16 protein-coding genes are annotated in these 17,992 nt (G+C 26.4%); 3 read left to right on the top strand and 13 right to left on the bottom strand.

The features are described 5' to 3' along the window. Nucleotides 1-10: 10 nt before the first annotated feature. The 4 genes from mnmE to rpmH all read right to left on the bottom strand — a co-directional run bounded on the left by mnmE (nucleotide 11) and on the right by rpmH (nucleotide 3,733). On the bottom strand, nucleotides 11-1,372 hold the full coding sequence (gene mnmE, locus BUMPG002_RS00080) for a tRNA uridine-5-carboxymethylaminomethyl(34) synthesis GTPase MnmE (protein ID WP_025368680.1): 1,362 nt from the start codon (nucleotides 1,370-1,372) through the stop codon (nucleotides 11-13). 84 nt (nucleotides 1,373-1,456) lie between these two features. Beyond that, entirely contained in the window at nucleotides 1,457-3,049 is a 1,593-nt protein-coding gene (gene yidC, locus BUMPG002_RS00075; RefSeq protein WP_025368679.1) for a membrane protein insertase YidC, read from the bottom strand. Between the two features lie 183 nt (nucleotides 3,050-3,232). Then, complete coding sequence (rnpA, locus tag BUMPG002_RS00070) at nucleotides 3,233-3,577, bottom strand: ribonuclease P protein component (RefSeq protein ID WP_025368678.1); 345 nt, start codon at nucleotides 3,575-3,577, stop codon at nucleotides 3,233-3,235. A gap of 12 nt (nucleotides 3,578-3,589) precedes the next feature. Further along, nucleotides 3,590-3,733: a 50S ribosomal protein L34 gene (rpmH, locus tag BUMPG002_RS00065; protein ID WP_025368677.1), complete on the bottom strand. Its 144-nt coding sequence runs from the start codon at nucleotides 3,731-3,733 to the stop codon at nucleotides 3,590-3,592. A gap of 456 nt (nucleotides 3,734-4,189) precedes the next feature. Between rpmH and dnaA the strand changes: the two genes are divergently transcribed. The 3 genes from dnaA to gyrB are packed head-to-tail and all read left to right on the top strand — an operon-like array spanning nucleotide 4,190 to nucleotide 9,129. Then, nucleotides 4,190-5,554, top strand: a complete 1,365-nt coding sequence (gene dnaA / locus BUMPG002_RS00060; protein ID WP_025368676.1) for a chromosomal replication initiator protein DnaA — start codon at nucleotides 4,190-4,192, stop codon at nucleotides 5,552-5,554. A gap of 4 nt (nucleotides 5,555-5,558) precedes the next feature. Next, the gene (dnaN, locus tag BUMPG002_RS00055; RefSeq protein ID WP_025384556.1) at nucleotides 5,559-6,659 is read left to right on the top strand and encodes a DNA polymerase III subunit beta; all 1,101 of its coding nucleotides are present in this window, start codon (nucleotides 5,559-5,561) and stop codon (nucleotides 6,657-6,659) included. Nucleotides 6,660-6,717: 58 nt separating this feature from the next. Continuing rightward, nucleotides 6,718-9,129 carry a DNA topoisomerase (ATP-hydrolyzing) subunit B gene (gyrB, locus tag BUMPG002_RS00050; protein WP_025368674.1) on the top strand — a complete coding sequence of 804 codons (2,412 nt, stop codon included), beginning with the start codon at nucleotides 6,718-6,720 and terminating at the stop codon, nucleotides 9,127-9,129. A gap of 70 nt (nucleotides 9,130-9,199) precedes the next feature. Here gyrB and BUMPG002_RS00045 read toward each other — a convergent pair whose 3' ends face one another. The 9 genes from BUMPG002_RS00045 to mnmG form a co-directional block, all read right to left on the bottom strand. After that, nucleotides 9,200-9,613, bottom strand: a complete 414-nt coding sequence (locus BUMPG002_RS00045) for a F0F1 ATP synthase subunit epsilon (RefSeq protein WP_079172786.1) — start codon at nucleotides 9,611-9,613, stop codon at nucleotides 9,200-9,202. A gap of 16 nt (nucleotides 9,614-9,629) precedes the next feature. Beyond that, a complete protein-coding gene (gene atpD / locus BUMPG002_RS00040) occupies nucleotides 9,630-11,027 on the bottom strand; it encodes a F0F1 ATP synthase subunit beta (protein ID WP_025368672.1) in 1,398 nt (465 codons plus the stop codon). 26 nt (nucleotides 11,028-11,053) lie between these two features. Next, complete coding sequence (atpG, locus tag BUMPG002_RS00035; RefSeq protein ID WP_025368671.1) at nucleotides 11,054-11,926, bottom strand: F0F1 ATP synthase subunit gamma; 873 nt, start codon at nucleotides 11,924-11,926, stop codon at nucleotides 11,054-11,056. A 34-nt stretch (nucleotides 11,927-11,960) separates the two neighbouring features. Beyond that, the gene (gene atpA, locus BUMPG002_RS00030; RefSeq protein WP_025368670.1) at nucleotides 11,961-13,499 is read right to left on the bottom strand and encodes a F0F1 ATP synthase subunit alpha; all 1,539 of its coding nucleotides are present in this window, start codon (nucleotides 13,497-13,499) and stop codon (nucleotides 11,961-11,963) included. Between the two features lie 14 nt (nucleotides 13,500-13,513). Further along, complete coding sequence (locus tag BUMPG002_RS00025; protein WP_025368669.1) at nucleotides 13,514-14,047, bottom strand: F0F1 ATP synthase subunit delta; 534 nt, start codon at nucleotides 14,045-14,047, stop codon at nucleotides 13,514-13,516. Next, the gene (locus BUMPG002_RS00020; RefSeq protein ID WP_235065610.1) at nucleotides 14,047-14,538 is read right to left on the bottom strand and encodes a F0F1 ATP synthase subunit B; all 492 of its coding nucleotides are present in this window, start codon (nucleotides 14,536-14,538) and stop codon (nucleotides 14,047-14,049) included. Before BUMPG002_RS00020 ends, BUMPG002_RS00025 begins: the two co-directional genes overlap by 1 nt. Nucleotides 14,539-14,631: 93 nt before the next feature. Continuing rightward, nucleotides 14,632-14,871, bottom strand: coding sequence for a F0F1 ATP synthase subunit C (gene atpE, locus BUMPG002_RS00015; RefSeq protein ID WP_025368667.1), 240 nt, complete (start codon nucleotides 14,869-14,871; stop codon nucleotides 14,632-14,634). 42 nt (nucleotides 14,872-14,913) lie between these two features. Then, nucleotides 14,914-15,738 (bottom strand): F0F1 ATP synthase subunit A, encoded by an 825-nt coding sequence (gene atpB, locus BUMPG002_RS00010; RefSeq protein WP_025368666.1) that lies wholly within the window; start codon nucleotides 15,736-15,738, stop codon nucleotides 14,914-14,916. Nucleotides 15,739-15,909: 171 nt separating this feature from the next. Continuing rightward, nucleotides 15,910-17,796, bottom strand: a complete 1,887-nt coding sequence (gene mnmG / locus BUMPG002_RS00005) for a tRNA uridine-5-carboxymethylaminomethyl(34) synthesis enzyme MnmG (RefSeq protein WP_025368665.1) — start codon at nucleotides 17,794-17,796, stop codon at nucleotides 15,910-15,912. Nucleotides 17,797-17,992: the final 196 nt, after the last annotated feature.

The following is a 17,992-nucleotide window of genomic DNA, read 5'->3' as shown; positions in this document are numbered from 1 at the left end:
GTATTAAACATTATTTTCCGATACAAAAACTAGAAAAAATACGTTTTAATAAATCGTTAGAAGTAAATCGACCAGTTATTTCTCCCAAAAATCTATTTATTAATCTTAGTGATTCAGCTAATAATTCAATATTTTTAGATATTATCCATTTTTTTTTAGCCATTAAAAATTCATTATACGCTAAATTAATCTGATTAATATGACGCCTACGAGCAATGAAAACACCCTCTTTATTTTCATTTTTTGCTATTTTTACAATATGTTTACGTAATTTATCAATACCTTGACCAGTTCGAGCTGAAATATTAATAAATAATAAAGACTCTATCTTTTCTGTGTTAAATTTATCTTGTACTAAATCATTTTTATTTAAAATAAAAGTAATTTGAATATTATTAACAGAAATATTTTGGATAAATTCATTACATATTTTCTTTTGTTCTGATTGTTTAGTTGTTTTATCAATCACAAAAAGAACATGATCTGCTTTCTTAATTACTTCCCAAGCACGAAAAATTCCAATACGTTCTATTTCGTTTTTTGTATCACGTAAACCAGCCGTATCAATTAATTGACATGAAATACCATTTATAGAAATATTTTCATATAGAAGATCTCGTGTAGTTCCTGGAATTTTAGTTACTATCGCTCTATTAGAGTGTGATAAAGCATTTAATAAACTTGATTTTCCAGCATTAGGAGGACCTGCAATTACTATTTTTTTTCCTTCTTTTAATAAACTTCCTTCTGAAATTACTTTTTTTGTTTTTATAAATTTTTCTTCTAGCTCTTTTAGTTTTATATATATTAAACTTTTTAAATCAATATCAATTTCTTCTTCTGAAAAATCTATACTAGATTCTATATTAGTACGAAATTCAATCACTGTAGATATTAACTGTTTAATATGAGAAGAAAAATCTCCTTGCAAAGAATGTAATGATGCACGAATAGATGATTCTGTTTCTGAATTAATTAAATCATCTATAGCCTCAGCTTGAATTAAATCTATTTTCCCATTTAAAAAAGCACGTTCAGAAAATTCTCCTGGTTTAGCCATTCTTACGTTTTCAATAGAAGTAATTCTTTTGATTAATAAGTCCATTATTAAAGGACTACCATGCCCTTGTAATTCTAATACATCTTCTCCTGTAAATGAAAAAGGAGCAGGAAACCATAAAGATATACCTTGATCTAATACTACAGAATTTTTACCTAAAAATTTTGAATAAGTAGCAAATCTTGCTTTGGGAATTGAACCCAAAACTTTTTTAGCAACTATTTTCGTTTGAGAACCAGAAATTCTCAAAATGCTAACTGCACTTTTTCCTGGAGAAGTAACTGGTGCAACAATTGTTTCAATATGAATCATAAAATATTTTCTTACATTATAAATGTTACGAGTTTAAAACTTAATTATTTATTTTTCAATTTTTGAAATATTAATCTTATGAAACTAATTGCTTTTAAAATTAGAAAAAATAAACTTTTGTTGTATAATAGTGACTAAATTACTAACAATGTAATACAAAACTAATCCTGAAGGAAACCATAAAAAAAACACTGTAAAAATAACAGGCATAAAATTCATAATCTTTTTTTGAATAGGATCAGAAATATTATTAGATGATGTTTTTTGAATAAAAAACATCGTCAAACCCATTATTATAGGCAATACATAAAATGGATCCTGACTAGATAAATCTTTAATCCATAATACAAAAGGAGCATGACGTAATTCAACAGAACCTATCAGCATATAATAAAGAGATAAGAAAACTGGCATTTGAATAAAAACAGGTAAAAATCCACCTAAAGGATTTATTTTTTCTTTTTTATATAAAATAATCATTTCTTGACTAATTCGTTGTTTGTTATCTGAAAACGCTTCTTTTATTTCTTTAATTTTGGGTTGTAATGCACGTATTTTTGACATTGAAACATATTGTGATTTTGTCAGAGGATAAGTTATTATTTTCATAATAAAAGTAATTAAAATAATAGAAAAACCCCAGTTATTTATAATACTATTTATAATAGTTAATAATTTAAACAACGGTTGAGATAAAAACCAGAGCCAACCATAATCGACTGTTAAATCTAAATTTGGAGCTACTAATTTCATTTCTTTTTGTATTTCAGGACCAACCCATAATTTTGATTTTATCAAAGTTCTAGAATTTGGTAAAATATTAATAGAAGATGACTTATAACCAATTGCTACAACACCGTTATCTAAACTAGAAGTATATATTGTATTTTGACCTAAATTATCAGGAATCCAAGCAACAGCAAAATATTGCTGTAACATTGCAATCCATCCTTTTTCTGTAATAACGTTTAAGTTTTTATTGTTAGAAATTGTATCGAATTTATATTTTTCATATTTATTAGTAGTACTAGAATAAGCAGCACCACGAAATGTTTGAAGAGCAAAATTACCACTATAAATATCACGATTTTTAGGTAACTTGATTGTTTGTTTAATTTGGCCAAACATATTCATTTCTAATCTATCTTTACTCAAATTACAAATATCATATTCTACTTCAATGTCGTATCTATCGGGTTTGAGAATGAAAATTTTTGTATAAGTTACACCGTTTTTATCACTCCATTTTATTGGAACACGTAGTTCTTTTTGACCTTCTTTTAGTTCGAAAAATTTTTTATTAGAAGAATATAATGGTCTAGTATTATATATTGAACTATCTGGACCATTTTTACCAATTAAACCACTTTGTGCCTGATAAATAAAATCAGGTGTAGTTTCAAGAAGTTTAAAAGGATGAGATGAATATAATGTCTCTTTATATGCAAGTAAATTTGCTTCTTCTATATCACCTCCATACATATTTACTAATAAACTAACTACATTATTTTTAAGAAAAATTTGTTTTTTATTTTTATTTGTACCAGTTAAATGAAAAATTTTTTCTGTTTTTTCATTCATTTTGTTTCTTGGAAATGATTGACTTTGCCATGCTTGCCAAAGCAAAAAAGAAACAAATAAAAAAGCAAAAATAAAAAAATTACGTTGTACTTCCATAATTAATATTCACTTGTATCTTTAATATTTAAAATTAAATAATTATAGCTATCTACTGTTTAAATCTATGATTTAAAAAAAATAAATCATTAAAATATATAAAAAAATAATATATGGATGGAATACAATTGATAATTTAATTGTATTCATGACAAAATGATTTGAATTAAGTAGATAATAAAATTATCGGTAATAATTAGACCATAAAATGTTTAACATATTTATTATCTTTTTGTTCTTTAAATTAGTAATTTTTTTTTGTGCTATAACGATAAAATCCATTGCAATTAATTTATGTTGTAATAAACGAAAAGTTTCTCGAACTAATCGTTTAATTAAATTTCGATTATGAGCATGTTTAATATTTTTACGAGGTATACTTAGACCTAATCTAGGATATTGTAAAAAATTCAAACGTCCTAATATACTTATCTCTAAAGTATTTTTTTTAGAGGGTTGACTAAAAACATATTGAAAATTTACAGAATTCAACAATCTTAATTTTTTTTTAAAAAAATAATCTAGCACAATATTAACCTACTATTTACTAGAAACAGTTAAACGTGTTCTCAATTTAGCACGTCTGCGTGATAAAATATAACGACCATTTTTTGTTGCCATACGAATTCTAAATCCATGTGATCGATTACGTTTTAAGACTGATGGTTGAAAAGTTCGTTTCATTTTAATATTACCTAATAATTTTCATTAAATATGATTTATGGTGTGGACTTTAAATAAGAGTAAATATTATTAATTATATAGTCAATTAACTTTATGTAAATCTCTACTTACATAAATGATTCTTATTGATTGTATAAACATAAAAAATAGATACAAAATTAACTTATCTAAAAAAACATTTTTAATTTTATATTCTGTTATGATAACTATATTTCTATTTAAAAAATAACAGTAAATCTAAAAATCACTTCTTTAGATAAATAAAATATCTCAAAAATATATTACATCCTTTTGCGTTATACTCACCAATCTTAGATTGTATAACTTTTAATGTAAAAAAATATAATTTTATGTAAATTATTTGCATAAAATTATATATCTCAAAATAAATATATAAAGAAACAATAATTTTTCAAATTTTATTTTTTATTAATTTTTGTTCGATTGGAGTCTACCGTGTCACTTTGTCTTTGGAAACAGTGTCTTGACCGGTTACAGGATGAGCTACCAACTACAGAGTTTAGTATGTGGATACGCTCTCTTAAGGCCAAAATAAACAATAATATCTTAGAAATATATGCTCCAAATAAATTTGTTTTAGATTGGGTAAAAGATAAATACTTAATTCAGATTAAAATAATATTGCAAGATTTTTGTGGTTCTAGTCCGCCATTAGTAAAATTTAGAATATACCATCATTCTAAAGAAAAAAAATTAAAAAAAAATATTGCAAATAGCTTTAACAATAAAAATAAAAAACTTATCTGGGATGAAATCCCAACATTTAAAAAATCATCTTATCGTTCCAATATTAACAAAAAACATAATTTTGAAAATTTTATAGAAGGTAAATCTAATCAGCTAGCAAGAGCTGCAGCATCTCAAGTAGCTAAAAATCCTGGAAATTCTTATAATCCATTATATTTATATGGTGGCACAGGATTAGGAAAAACACATCTGCTTCATGCTATAGGAAACGGAATTCTAGCATATAAATATGATATTAAAATTATCTATATGCACTCTGAACGTTTTGTCCAAGATATGGTAAAAGCACTACAAAATAATGCTATTGAAAAATTTAAATTATACTATCGTTCAGTTGATGCATTATTAATTGATGACATTCAATTTTTTGCAAACAAAGAACGGTCACAAGAAGAATTTTTTCATACATTTAACGCATTACTAGAAGGTAATCAACAAATAATTTTAACTTCAGATCGTTATCCCAAAGAAATAAATGGTGTTGAAGATCGTCTTAAATCTAGATTTGGTTGGGGGCTTACTGTAGCTATAGATCCACCAGAACTAGAAACTAGAGTCGCTATTCTTATAAAAAAAGCTGATGAAAATAATATTGTATTATCTGATGAAGTTGCTTTTTTTATTGCAAAACGGTTACGTTCTAACGTACGTGAATTAGAAGGAGCTCTTAATCGAGTCATTGTGAATGCTCATTTTACCCATCGAACGATTACGGTAGACTTTGTTCGTGAAGCACTTCGAGATATACTAGCTTTACAAGAAAAACTTATTACTATCGATAATATTCAAAAAACAGTAGCTGAATATTATAAAATTAAAGTAGCAGACTTATTATCTAAGAGACGTTCACGTTCAGTAGCTCGTCCGAGACAGATGGCCATGGCTATGGCTAAAGAATTGACAAATCATAGTTTACCTGAAATTGGAGATGCTTTTAGTGGGAGAGATCATACAACAGTATTACACGCATGTCGAAAAATTGAACAATTAAGAGAAGAAAGTCATGATATTAAAGAAGATTTTTCAAATTTAATTAGAACTCTATCAGTGTGATTATATGAAATTTAACATTAATAATAATATTTTAATTAAGCATCTACAAAAAATAAATCGCTTAATTATTAAAAATACTGCATTTCCTATTTTAGAAAATATATTAATTACTATTAAAAATGGAATTTTATCGTTAACAACAACAAACTTAGAAATAGAATTAATTTCTAATATTACAGTATCAAAAAAATATACATCTGGAACTATAACAATTTCTGGTAAAAAACTCTTAGACATTTGTCGAAATGCATTAGAATCATCAGAAATGCAGATGCAATTATATGAAAACAAAATGCATATTACTTCTAATAACAGTAATTATATATTAACTACTTTACCATCTGATAATTTTCCTAATCATCATGATTTTCGTCATATTTCTGAATTTTTCATCTCTTCAGATATTTTAAAAAATATGATCGAAAAAACTCAATTTTCTATGGGCAAACAAGATGTTCGATATTATTTGAATGGCATGTTATTAGAAAAAAATAACACGTTCCTTCGTACTGTTGCTACAGATGGATACCGTCTAGCAATCTCAAAAATTTTTTTAAAAAAAGATATAATTCCTTTCTCAGTAATTATTCCAAGAAAAGGTATACTTGAATTATATAGATTATTAAATATTCAAAAACAATTAATACATATTTTGATTGGTAAAAATAATATTAGAATACATATAGGAGATTTAATTTTTACTACTCAGCTCATTGAAGGTAAGTATCCTGATTATGAAAGTATTTTAATTAATATAAAAAAAGAACCAATTATTTTAAATTGTCAATTACTAAAAAAATCACTATTGCGTGTAGCTATTTTATCACATGAAAAATTTTGTGGAATAGAAATGCATATTAAACATAATCAACTGAAAGTATTCTCTGATAATCAGGAAGAAGAAACAGCAGAAGATAAATTTAATATCAATTATTCTGGGAAGACAATAAAAATGTCCATGAATGTATATTATATAATTGATGTATTAAATACTATTACTAGTGAAAATATCTTTTTATATTTGAATGAATCTAATAATTCTATTCAAATAAAATCAGAAAATGATACTGCTACTTTATATGTCGTAATGTTATTAAAACGATAAATATTTAAAAAATATTTCTTTTTTAATAAAAAAATCATTTAATTAAATAGGAAAATTCATGACAAATATATATGATTCTTCTAATATAAAAATTTTAAGAGGGCTCGATGCGGTTCGTAAACGACCAGGTATGTATATTGGAGATACAGATGATGGAAGTGGATTGCATCACATGGTTTTTGAAGTTGTAGATAATTCTATTGATGAAGCATTATCAGGTTATTGTAAAGAAATTATAATTATTATTCATTCAGATAATTCTGTATCTGTTAAAGATAATGGAAGAGGTATTCCTACTGATATTCATCCTGAAGAAAATATTTCAGCTGCAGAAGTGATTATGACAGTACTACATGCAGGAGGTAAATTTGATAATTCTTCATATAAAATATCAGGTGGATTACATGGTGTAGGAATATCAGTTGTAAATGCTCTGTCAGAAAAATTAGAACTTATAATTTATAAAAATAAAAAAAAATATCAACAAATATATAGAAATGGAAAACCAGATCACCCTCTTTCTATTATTGGGAAAAGTGATACTACAGGTACTTATATAAGATTTTGGCCTAGTTATAAAACATTTACTAATAACATCCAATTTCAATATGAAATTTTGTCTAAAAGATTACGCGAACTATCTTTTCTAAATGCAAATATTTCAATTCATCTAAAAGATAACAGAACTAATATAAAAAACCATTATCAACATAAAGGAGGCATTAAAGCTTTTATTAAATTCCTAAATATAAATCAAATACTAATTCATTCACGCATTTTTTATTTTCGATCTATGAGAAATCAAATAGAATTAGAAGTTGCTATGCAATGGACTAATTCACATAAAGAAAATATATTATGTTTCACTAATAATATACCGCAAAAAGATGGAGGAACACATTTAGCAGGTTTTCGTTCTGGTCTAACTCGGACTTTAAACCTCCATATAGAAAGAGAAGGATATAATAAAAAAAATAAAACAACTATTATAGGTGAAGATGCACGTGAAGGATTAACAGCTATTATATCAATTAAAATACCTGATCCAAAGTTCTCTTCTCAAACTAAAGATAAGTTAGTATCTTCTGAAGCAAGATCAATTATAGAATCATTAATTAACGAAAATCTTATTGAATATCTTTTAGAAAATCCCACTGATGCCAAATCTATTATTCAAAAAGTCATCACTGCTGCAAAAACAAGAGAAGCTGCACGACGTGCTAGAGAAATAAACAAAAAAAAAGGAATATTAGATTTAGGAGCTTTACCTGGAAAATTATCTGATTGTCAAGAAAATGATCCTAAACTTTCAGAAATTTATTTAGTTGAAGGTGATTCAGCTGGTGGATCCGCAAAACAAGGAAGAAATCGAAAAAATCAAGCTATACTTCCTTTAAAAGGAAAAATATTAAATGTCGAAAAATCAAAATTTGAAAAAATGCTTTTATCTCAAGAATTATCTTCTCTAATAACTGCATTAGGCTGTGGAATTGGTAAAAACGAATATAACATAGATAAATTAAGATATAACTATATTATTATCATGACTGATGCGGATGTAGACGGTGCACATATTCGAACATTACTTTTAACTTTTTTTTATCGTCAATTACCAGAATTAATTGAAAAAGGACATATTTATATTGCACAACCTCCATTATACAAAGTAAAAAAAGGAAAAAAAGAAGAATATATTAAAAATGATCAAGACATGAATAAATATCAAATTAAAAATGCTCTAAAAGATTTAATGTTAAAAAGTAATAATAATCCTGATATTAATAAAAACATACAAAAATTTAAAAAAATGATATCTGAATATAATTCAATTCTAATTATCATGGAAAAAAACAAACATTACTTTCCAAAAGTAATTTTAAATGAACTTATTTATCATCCTCATTTAGATAATTTAAATAATATTAATACAGTAGAAATTTGGATAAATACTTTATCAGATAAATTGAATAAAAAAGATTATAATAATAATTCTTATTCTACAGAAATAAAAAAGAACATACATCAAAATATATTTGAACCTACTATAAAAATCTCTAGATACTCATATCATGTTAAATATGAATTTAAAGCAGATTTTTTTAAAAGTAAAGAATATTTCTTGATTACTAATTTAGGTAAAATATTTCAAAATTTTTTTATACATGAAGTTTTTGTAGAAAAAACAGGATCTAGCTATAAAATAGATAATATAAAAAACACTTTAGAATGGTTAATCCAACAATCTAAACGTGGTTTATTTATACAACGTTATAAAGGATTAGGAGAAATGAATCCAGAACAATTATGGAATACAACCATGAATCCTGAAACTAGAAATATGTTACAAGTTAGTATTCAAGATGCAATCTCTGCGAATAATTTATTTAATACCTTAATGGGAGATGCAGTTGAACCTAGACGAAAATTTATAGAAAAAAATGCTTTAAAAGCAGAAAATATTGATATATGAAAAAATTTTAATCAACTATAACATCTTTAAAATACTTGCGGCAGGAAAAAACCAGCCGCGAAATGTTTTTTCATTTGAATTTATCCATCATTTCAAGAACACGTAATTTTGCAATTTCTTTAGAAATTTCTAATAAAATATCATTTTTTTTTATTTTTAAATTTTCATTATTAATTTTTTTTTCTGCATTTTTTTTTGCTTGTAAAATAGATCTACGATCTAAATCAACAGCAGGAATAGCGATATCTGATAAGATAGAAACAATAGATGGTTGAACTTCTAATATACCTCCAGATATATAAATACATTCTTCTTTTCCTTCTGTATGAAAAATATGTACCATACCAGGTTTAATAATACTTAATAATTGAACATGTCCTGGATAAATACCAAGTTCGCCTTCACTTCCGGATACGCGTATTTTTTTTACTAATCCAGAAAATATGCGTTTTTCAACACTCACAACATCTAAATAAAAATTCATAGATATATCCTAAATATTATAAACTTTTAGCTTTTTCTATAACTTCTTCAATAGAACCTACCATATAAAATGCTTGCTCTGGTAGATGATCGAATTCACCTTCTATAATTCCTTTAAATGCACGAATATTATCTTTTAAGGAAACATATTTTCCTGGAAAACCAGTAAATACTTCCGCAACAAAAAATGGTTGAGATAAAAACCTTTGTATTTTACGTGATCTTGATACTAATAATTTGTCTTGTTCTGAAAGCTCATCCATACCTAAAATAGCAATAATATCTTTTAATTCTTGATATCTTTGTAATATTGATTGCACACCTAAGGCTGTTTTATAATGTTCTTCACCTACGATATAAGGATCTAATTGACGACTTGTCGAATTTAAAGGATCAATAGCAGGATAGATACCTAACGATGCTATTTGACGGCTTAATGTAACAGTAGAATCTAAATGTGCAAAAGTTGTAGCAGGTGAAGGATCTGTTAAATCATCAGCAGGAACATAGACAGCCTGAACAGAAGTAATTGAACCTTTTTTTGTGGAAGTAATCCTTTCTTGAAGTAAACCCATTTCTTCTGCTAAAGTTGGTTGATAGCCTACTGCGGATGGCATACGTCCTAATAATGCAGAAACTTCTGTACCTGCTAATGTATACCGATAAATATTATCAATAAAAAGTAAAACGTCTTTTCCTTCATCACGAAATTTTTCTGCAATGGTCAGACCAGTAAAAGCAACTCTTAATCTATTACCTGGAGGTTCGTTCATTTGTCCATATACAAGAGAAACTTTATCTAATACTTTAGAATCATTCATTTCATGATAAAAATCATTTCCTTCGCGAGTTCTTTCTCCTACTCCAGTAAAGACTGAATAACCAGAATGTTCTATTGCAATATTGCGAATCAATTCCATCATGTTTACAGTTTTACCTACACCAGCACCACCAAATAAACCAACTTTACCACCTTTTGCAAAAGGACAAATTAAATCAATCACTTTTATACCAGTTTCTAATATTTCCTGAGAACTAGCCTGTTCCTGATAACTAGGCGGAGAACGATGAATTTCCCAATATTCTATATCAATGTTTTTTTTATTTTTTAATACACCTTTATGATCTATTGTTTCACCTAATACATTCAGAATACGACCTAATGTTGCTTCTCCTACTGGTACTTTTATATAATGTTCGAGATCAGTGACGACTAGACCCCTTTTTAAACCATCAGAAGAGCCCATAGCAATAGTTCGAACAACACCTGCACCTAATTGTTGTTGTACTTCTAATATCAATTTACCATGCTTATGGTGTACTTCTAAAGCATTATATATTTTTGGTACTGAATCTTGATGAAATTCTACATCGACTATCGCACCAATAATTTGGATAATTTTGCCAGTAGACATAATTTTTTAAAACCTCTAACTAATTTTTAATTAATTGAAACTGCTGATGCACCAGCAACAATTTCAGTTAATTCTTGAGTAATGTTAGCTTGTCGAACTCTATTATATATTAATTGCAACTCTTTAATGCGATTACCACTATTATCTGTTGCAGTTTTCATTGCAATCATACGAGCAGCTTGTTCACTTGCTATATTTTCTAAAATACTTTGATAGACTTGAGATTCAACATATCGTTTAAATAAAGTATCTAAAATAAATTTTGATTCTGGTTCATATAAATAGTCCCATTTTTTGGTACTAATATTTTCCATACTATTTCTAGATAAAGGTAGTAATTGCATTACTTTAGGTTGTTGCAACATTTTATTATAAAATTTATTATAGGCAACAAAAATTTTATCAATACGATTAGATCGATATTCTTCTAATATAATTTCAACAGAATTAATTAAGTCTATTAAATTGGGATTGACTCCTAAATTAGTTGTTTTAGAGAGAATATGACTACCAAATAATTTAAAAACAGATAAACTTTTCAAACCAAATAGTATAAAATCACATGGAATATTTATTTTAGTAAATTTTTGAATTTTTAATAAAACTTTTTTAAAAAGGTTACTATTTAAACTTCCACATAGTCCTCTATCAGTAGAAATAACAATCATTCCAATACGTTTAATTACTCTTTTTTCTAAATAACTATGTCTATATTCTAAATTTCCTTGTAAAACGTGTTCAATCACTTTCCTAATAATATCAGAATATGGACGACCAGATCGCATTCTTTCTTCAGTTTTTCTCATTTTAGATACTGCAACCATTTCCATGGCTTTCGTAATTTTTTTTGTATTAATAACACTAATTATTTGATTTTTTATTTCTTTTGTACTAGTCACTATCTTCTCTTTTTAACTTATGAAATATATTTAATTAAAATTGAGTTTTTTTAAAATCAGTAATTAATTGTATAAATTTTTTTTCTATGACATCATTAAAAATACCATCCTTATTAATTGCTTCCATTAACTCTGAATGATAATTATGTGCATAAAGTAATATTAATTTTTCAAATTTAACAATTTCATCTACAGAAACATCATCAAGAAAATTATTTTCTGCAACAAAAAGTATGAGTCCTTGTTCAGCTACAGACATAGGAGAATATTGTTTTTGCTTTAATAATTCTGTAATTTTTTGACCATAATTTAGCTGTTTTCTAGTTATTTCATCTAAATCAGATGCAAATTGTGAAAATGCTACTAATTCTTGATATTGAGCTAATGCTGTACGAATTCCGGAAGATAATTTTTTTATGATTTTAGTTTGTGCAGCACTACCTACACGAGAAACAGATATACCAGGATTTACAGCAGGACGAATACCTGAATTAAATAAATTTGATTCTAAAAATATCTGACCATCAGTAATAGAGATTACATTCGTAGGAACAAATGCAGAAACATCTCCTGATTGTGTTTCAATAATAGGCAAAGCTGTAATTGAACCAGTCTGTTTAATATTTTTATTTTTAGTGATGTTTTGAACATGTTCTAAAGAAATACGAGATGATCGTTCTAACAAACGAGAATGAAGATAAAATATATCTCCTGGAAAAGCTTCTCGACCTGGAGGTCTACGTAATAACAAAGAGATTTGACGGTAAGCTACAGCATGTTTTGAAAGGTCATCATAAATAATTAATGCATCTTGTCCTTGATTGCGAAAATATTCAGCCATTGCACAACCAGAATACGGTGCTAAATATTGTAAAGCAGCAGCTTCTGAAGCAGAAGCTACAACTATAATCGTATTAAATAAAGCATCATTTTCTTCTAATTTTTTAACAACATTAATAACAGTAGAAAGTTTTTGTCCAATAGCAACATAAATACATTTAATACCAGATGATTTTTGGTTAATAATTGTATCAATAGCAAGTGCAGTTTTTCCTGTTTGTCTATCACCAATAATTAACTCACGTTGTCCTCGTCCAATAGGAATCATCGCATCAATAACTTTATAACCTGTTTGTATTGGTTGATTGATTGACTGACGTTCAATAACACCAGGTGCATCAGCTTCTACCGGAAAATAACCATCATTTTTTATAGACTCTTTTCCATCAATAGGACTACCCAATGCATTTACTACGCGTCCAAGTAAATTAACACCTACTGGCACTTCTAAAATTTTACCTGTACACTTAACTTGCATACCTTCGGTAACATGAATATAAGGCCCCATAACTACAGCACCAATTGTATCTCTTTCAATATTTAAAGCTATTGCATATTGATGATTAGGCAATAGAATCATTTCACCTAACATTACATTGGAAAGACCATTAATTCTGATAATACCATCACTAATAGAAATGATAGTACCTTCATTATAAGATTCATTTAATATTTCAAATTGAGTTATTCTTTCTTTAATTAATTTAGTAATTTCTGTCGAATTTAATCGCATATATTATTTTTCTCTTAAAAATTTAAAGCATCTGATAATTGTTTAAGATAACTTCGAACAGATAAATCAAAAACTATGTTATTCACTTTTATAATAATACCGTCAAGTATATATTCATCAATTTTATACACAAGTTTAATCTTACTTGAAAAATATTTTTCTAGTGTTTTTCGTATTTTGACAATCTGTTTTTCTTTTAAAAGAAACGCTGTTCTCAATTCAATAATTACAATTTTTTTATAATCTGCTTCTAATGCTAAAAACTGTTCTAATATACTATCTAATATTTTCAAACGTTGATTTTCAGCTAATACTCTTATTAAATTTTTTGCTTCTTGATTAATTATTTCTCCACCAACAATTATAAAAATTGATGCTAGATATTTAGGTGAAAGAGAACCTGATAAAAATTTTCTAACTTTTTCACAAGAAGCAATTACATTAATAAAAATTAACATTTCTTTCCATTTTTCAATGGAATTACTATTCACCGCAATTTCAAATATTGCTCTAGCATACGGTCTAGCAATAGTATGTTCTACTGACATTAATTTTTTACCTGTGATAAAGAAACAACTAATTCGTCCACTAAAATTTCATTTTTATCTTGACAAACATTTTTTTTAATAACTTTTTCTGCTATAGAAACAGATAAATCTACTATTTCTTTTTGAAGATTCTTACGTGCAGAAGCTATTTTCATATCAATTTCTAATTGAGCTTTTATCAGAATTTTTTTACTTTCTTCTAATGCTTGTTCTTTTGCTGTTTCTAAAATAAACAACTTTTGTTTATTTGCTTCGTTAAGAATAGTAGATGCTTTTTCTTTTGCTTCTTGAATTTCTATTTCCATTTTTCTTTGAATAATAGATAATTCTTCTTTAGCTTGTTTTGCAATAATTAATGATTGTTTAATTTCTTTTTGTCTAGTTTCAATAGCTAAAATAATAGGAGGCCAAATATACTTCATACAAAACCAGACAAATAAAATAAATGAAATAGTTTGTCCAAGAATTGTTGCATTCAAATTCACAGTCATGCACCTTTTGTATTAAAATAAAAATCAATCTTTACGTTATCAAAAAAACGTAAAGATTTTTTTCAATCATCAAAATAGTATTTGTTAAAAAAATCATGAAATAGCAAAAAGCATATATAGGCCTAAACCTACAGCAATCATTGGAATAGCATCAACTAATCCCATTACTACAAAAAATTGTGTTCTGAGTAAAGGAATCAAATCAGGTTGTCTAGCAGCACCTTCTAAAAATTTACCACCTAAAATACCTATTCCAATTGCAGCTCCAATGGATGCTAATCCCACCATTATAGCTACGGCTATATAAAGCATGTCAACATTTAAATTTCCCATTATACACTCCAGTTTCTATTTCTAATAAATTCATATAATATTTTAATTTTTATGAGATTGTGAAGCCATTGATAAATAAACAATTGTTAATACCATAAAAATAAAAGCCTGTAATGAAATTATTAAAATATGAAAAATAGCCCATGGTACATTTAATAAACATTGTGACCACCATGGAAGCAAACCTGCAATCAAAATAAAAATCATTTCCCCTGCATACATATTTCCAAAAAGTCGTAATCCCAAAGAAATTGGTTTAGATAATAATGAGACAAATTCTAATATAAAATTAAAAACAAAAAATACAGGATGATTAAAAGGTTGTAAAGTTAGTTCTTTTAAAAAACCTATAAATCCTTTTATTTTAACAGTATAAAATAAAATTAAAACAAAAACACCCAGTGACATTGACAAAGTAATATTGATATCAGCAGAAGGTACAATACGCATAGCTGGTAGTTTAAATACTTTTTCAGAAATAAATGGAAAAAAATCAATGGGCACGAGATCCATGAGATTCATTAAAAAAACCCACATAAAAACTGTTAACGATAGAGGTGCAATTAAAGAATTTTTACCTTGATACATATTTTTTACATTCGAAGTAATAAATTCAAAAATCAATTCAATCAAAACTTGTAATTTATTCGGAATACTTGTAGTAATTTTTTTTCCTACTATATAAAAAACACTCAAAAAAAAACTTCCTAAAACAAAAGAAAAAATTATTGAATCAATATTTAACATCCAAAAATGAGAAGAATATGTTCCTGGTTTTACAATTTCAAAACTACACAAATCTATCTGTAAATGACTTAAATGATGACTAATATATTTTTGAGGATTTGATATCTTTTCTAAAATCATAGGATTTTCTCATTTTTTATAATTTTAAAGAAGATTATACAACAAAAAAAATATTACAAAATTAAAAAATAATTTTTTTTAAAAATTCTTAAAATAATAAAACTAATAAAAAATTATTATGTATTTTAAATCAATGAAAATCAAATTTTAATTTTTTAAAAAAATAATAAACTATAAAACATTTCTATAAGATTCTTTTTTTAAATAAACTAATAAAATAGATATTGCAGCAGGCGTAATACCAGAAATTCGTGATGCCTGACCAATAGAAAGAGGTTTATAAGTATTTAATTTTACAGCTACTTCATTAGATAAACCTTTTATTTTTTTGTAATCTTGAATAGATAATAAAAAAGTATGTTCATTTTTCATTTGTCGATAAATTTCTTCTTTTTGTCTTTTAATATAACCTTCGTATTTTATTTCATTTTCTATTTGTTCAATAGCTTCTAAATCGGAAATTCCTTCTTTAAATATTTCTAATTTTTTTAAACTTTTATATGTAATTTCTGGTCTTTTTAATAAATCGACTGCACTGACTTCTTTCGTTAATTTAATATTGCATAACCTATTTAAAAAATCAGAATCAGATGATTTAGGATATATTTTTATTTCTTTCAAACGCCTACTTTCTGTTTTAATATTCAATAATTTTTCATTATAACGAGCCCATCTTAGATCATCTATTAATCCAATCTTACGACCAATATCAGTTAAACGTAAATCCGCATTATCTTCTCTTAATGTTAGTCGGTATTCAGCTCGTGAAGTAAACATACGATATGGTTCTTGTGTACCTTGGGTAGTAAGATCATCTATTAAAACACCTAAATATGCTTGATCACGTCTAGGGAACCAACCTTCAGAATTCATTGAATTTAATGCAGCGTTTAAACCAGCTAATAATCCTTGAGAAGCAGCTTCTTCATATCCAGTTGTTCCATTAATTTGACCAGCAAAAAAAAGCCCACTAATTAACTTACTTTCTAAAGTAAGTTTTAAATCTTTTGGATCAAAAAAATCGTATTCAATAGCATATCCAGGACTAATAATTTTAGACTTTTCTAAACCTTTAATAGACTTTATTATTTTTTCTTGAATATTTAAAGGAAGACTAGTAGAAATTCCATTAGGATATATTTTAATACTAGATAATCCTTCTGGTTCTAAAAAAATCTGATGTGATTTTCTATCCGGAAAACGTACAACCTTATCTTCTATAGAAGGACAATATCGTGGTCCCAATCCTTTCAAAAAACCGGTATATATTGGACTTTTATCTAAATTATTACGTATTATTTCATGTGTTTTTTCATTCGTATATGTAAGATAACATGGTATTTGTTTTGGATGATCTAACGGATCTCCCATAAACGAAAAAACTGGAACAGGAACATCTCCATATTGTACAAATAGATTATCAAAATTAATAGTATTTACATCAATTCGAGGTGGTGTACCAGTCTTTAATCTGTTAACTTTTAAGGATAATTGTCTTAAACGAACAGACAAATCTATCGAAGATTTATCTCCCATTCTTCCAGCAGAATAACTATTTAACCCTATATGTATTTTACCACCTAAAAAAGTACCTGTCGCCAAAACAATAGATCTTGAATAAAAATTAATTTCATTTTGTGTTAATATACCTACAACAGTATAATTTTTAATAATTAAATCTTTAACTTCTTCTTCTAAAATTAACAAATTACTTTGTTTTTGTAATATTTTTTTAATATTTTGATGATAAAGAATTCTATCAGCTTGAGCTCTTGTAGATCTAACTGCTGGACCTTTAGTAGAATTTAAAATTCTAAACTGAATACCTGAATAATCAATAGCTTTTGCCATGATCCCACCTAATGCATCTATTTCTTTTACTAAATGACTTTTTCCGATACCTCCGATAGCTGGATTACATGATAAAACACCTAAATCTGTTATTTTTTGAGTTAATAACAGAGTTTTACAACCCATTCTTGCTGAAGCCATAGCTGCTTCAGTACCAGCATGTCCGGCACCTATAATAATTACATCAAAATTTTTTAATTTCAACATATAAAAACCTTTTTAGACCATTTTAAATTACTTTATTAATATATATTAATATTTAATTAAAGATAACACATGTAAATTATAAACATAAAATCTTAAAGAAAAAGATCTTTTTGTTTTGTTTTATTTTATTTATTAAAAATAAAGAAAAATATAATGATATTATTATTATTATTAGTGAAGGTGAAATCTGTGGATA

It is taken from the genome of Buchnera aphidicola str. G002 (Myzus persicae) (assembly GCF_000521565.1).
Taxonomy (GTDB): domain Bacteria; phylum Pseudomonadota; class Gammaproteobacteria; order Enterobacterales; family Enterobacteriaceae; genus Buchnera; species Buchnera aphidicola_C.
This window is presented reverse-complemented; position numbering and strand designations above follow the sequence as displayed.

Coding starts and splice junctions, on each gene's coding strand:
- mnmE (WP_025368680.1), bottom strand. CDS start 1,372: ATGATTCATATTGAAACAATTGTTGCACCAGTTACTTCTCCAGGAAAA.
- yidC (WP_025368679.1), bottom strand. CDS start 3,049: ATGGAAGTACAACGTAATTTTTTTATTTTTGCTTTTTTATTTGTTTCT.
- rpmH (WP_025368677.1), bottom strand. CDS start 3,733: ATGAAACGAACTTTTCAACCATCAGTCTTAAAACGTAATCGATCACAT.
- dnaN (WP_025384556.1), top strand. CDS start 5,559: ATGAAATTTAACATTAATAATAATATTTTAATTAAGCATCTACAAAAA.
- gyrB (WP_025368674.1), top strand. CDS start 6,718: ATGACAAATATATATGATTCTTCTAATATAAAAATTTTAAGAGGGCTC.
- BUMPG002_RS00045 (WP_079172786.1), bottom strand. CDS start 9,613: ATGAATTTTTATTTAGATGTTGTGAGTGTTGAAAAACGCATATTTTCT.
- atpD (WP_025368672.1), bottom strand. CDS start 11,027: ATGTCTACTGGCAAAATTATCCAAATTATTGGTGCGATAGTCGATGTA.
- atpA (WP_025368670.1), bottom strand. CDS start 13,499: ATGCGATTAAATTCGACAGAAATTACTAAATTAATTAAAGAAAGAATA.
- BUMPG002_RS00025 (WP_025368669.1), bottom strand. CDS start 14,047: ATGTCAGTAGAACATACTATTGCTAGACCGTATGCTAGAGCAATATTT.
- BUMPG002_RS00020 (WP_235065610.1), bottom strand. CDS start 14,538: ATGACTGTGAATTTGAATGCAACAATTCTTGGACAAACTATTTCATTT.
- atpE (WP_025368667.1), bottom strand. CDS start 14,871: ATGGGAAATTTAAATGTTGACATGCTTTATATAGCCGTAGCTATAATG.
- atpB (WP_025368666.1), bottom strand. CDS start 15,738: ATGATTTTAGAAAAGATATCAAATCCTCAAAAATATATTAGTCATCAT.
- mnmG (WP_025368665.1), bottom strand. CDS start 17,796: ATGTTGAAATTAAAAAATTTTGATGTAATTATTATAGGTGCCGGACAT.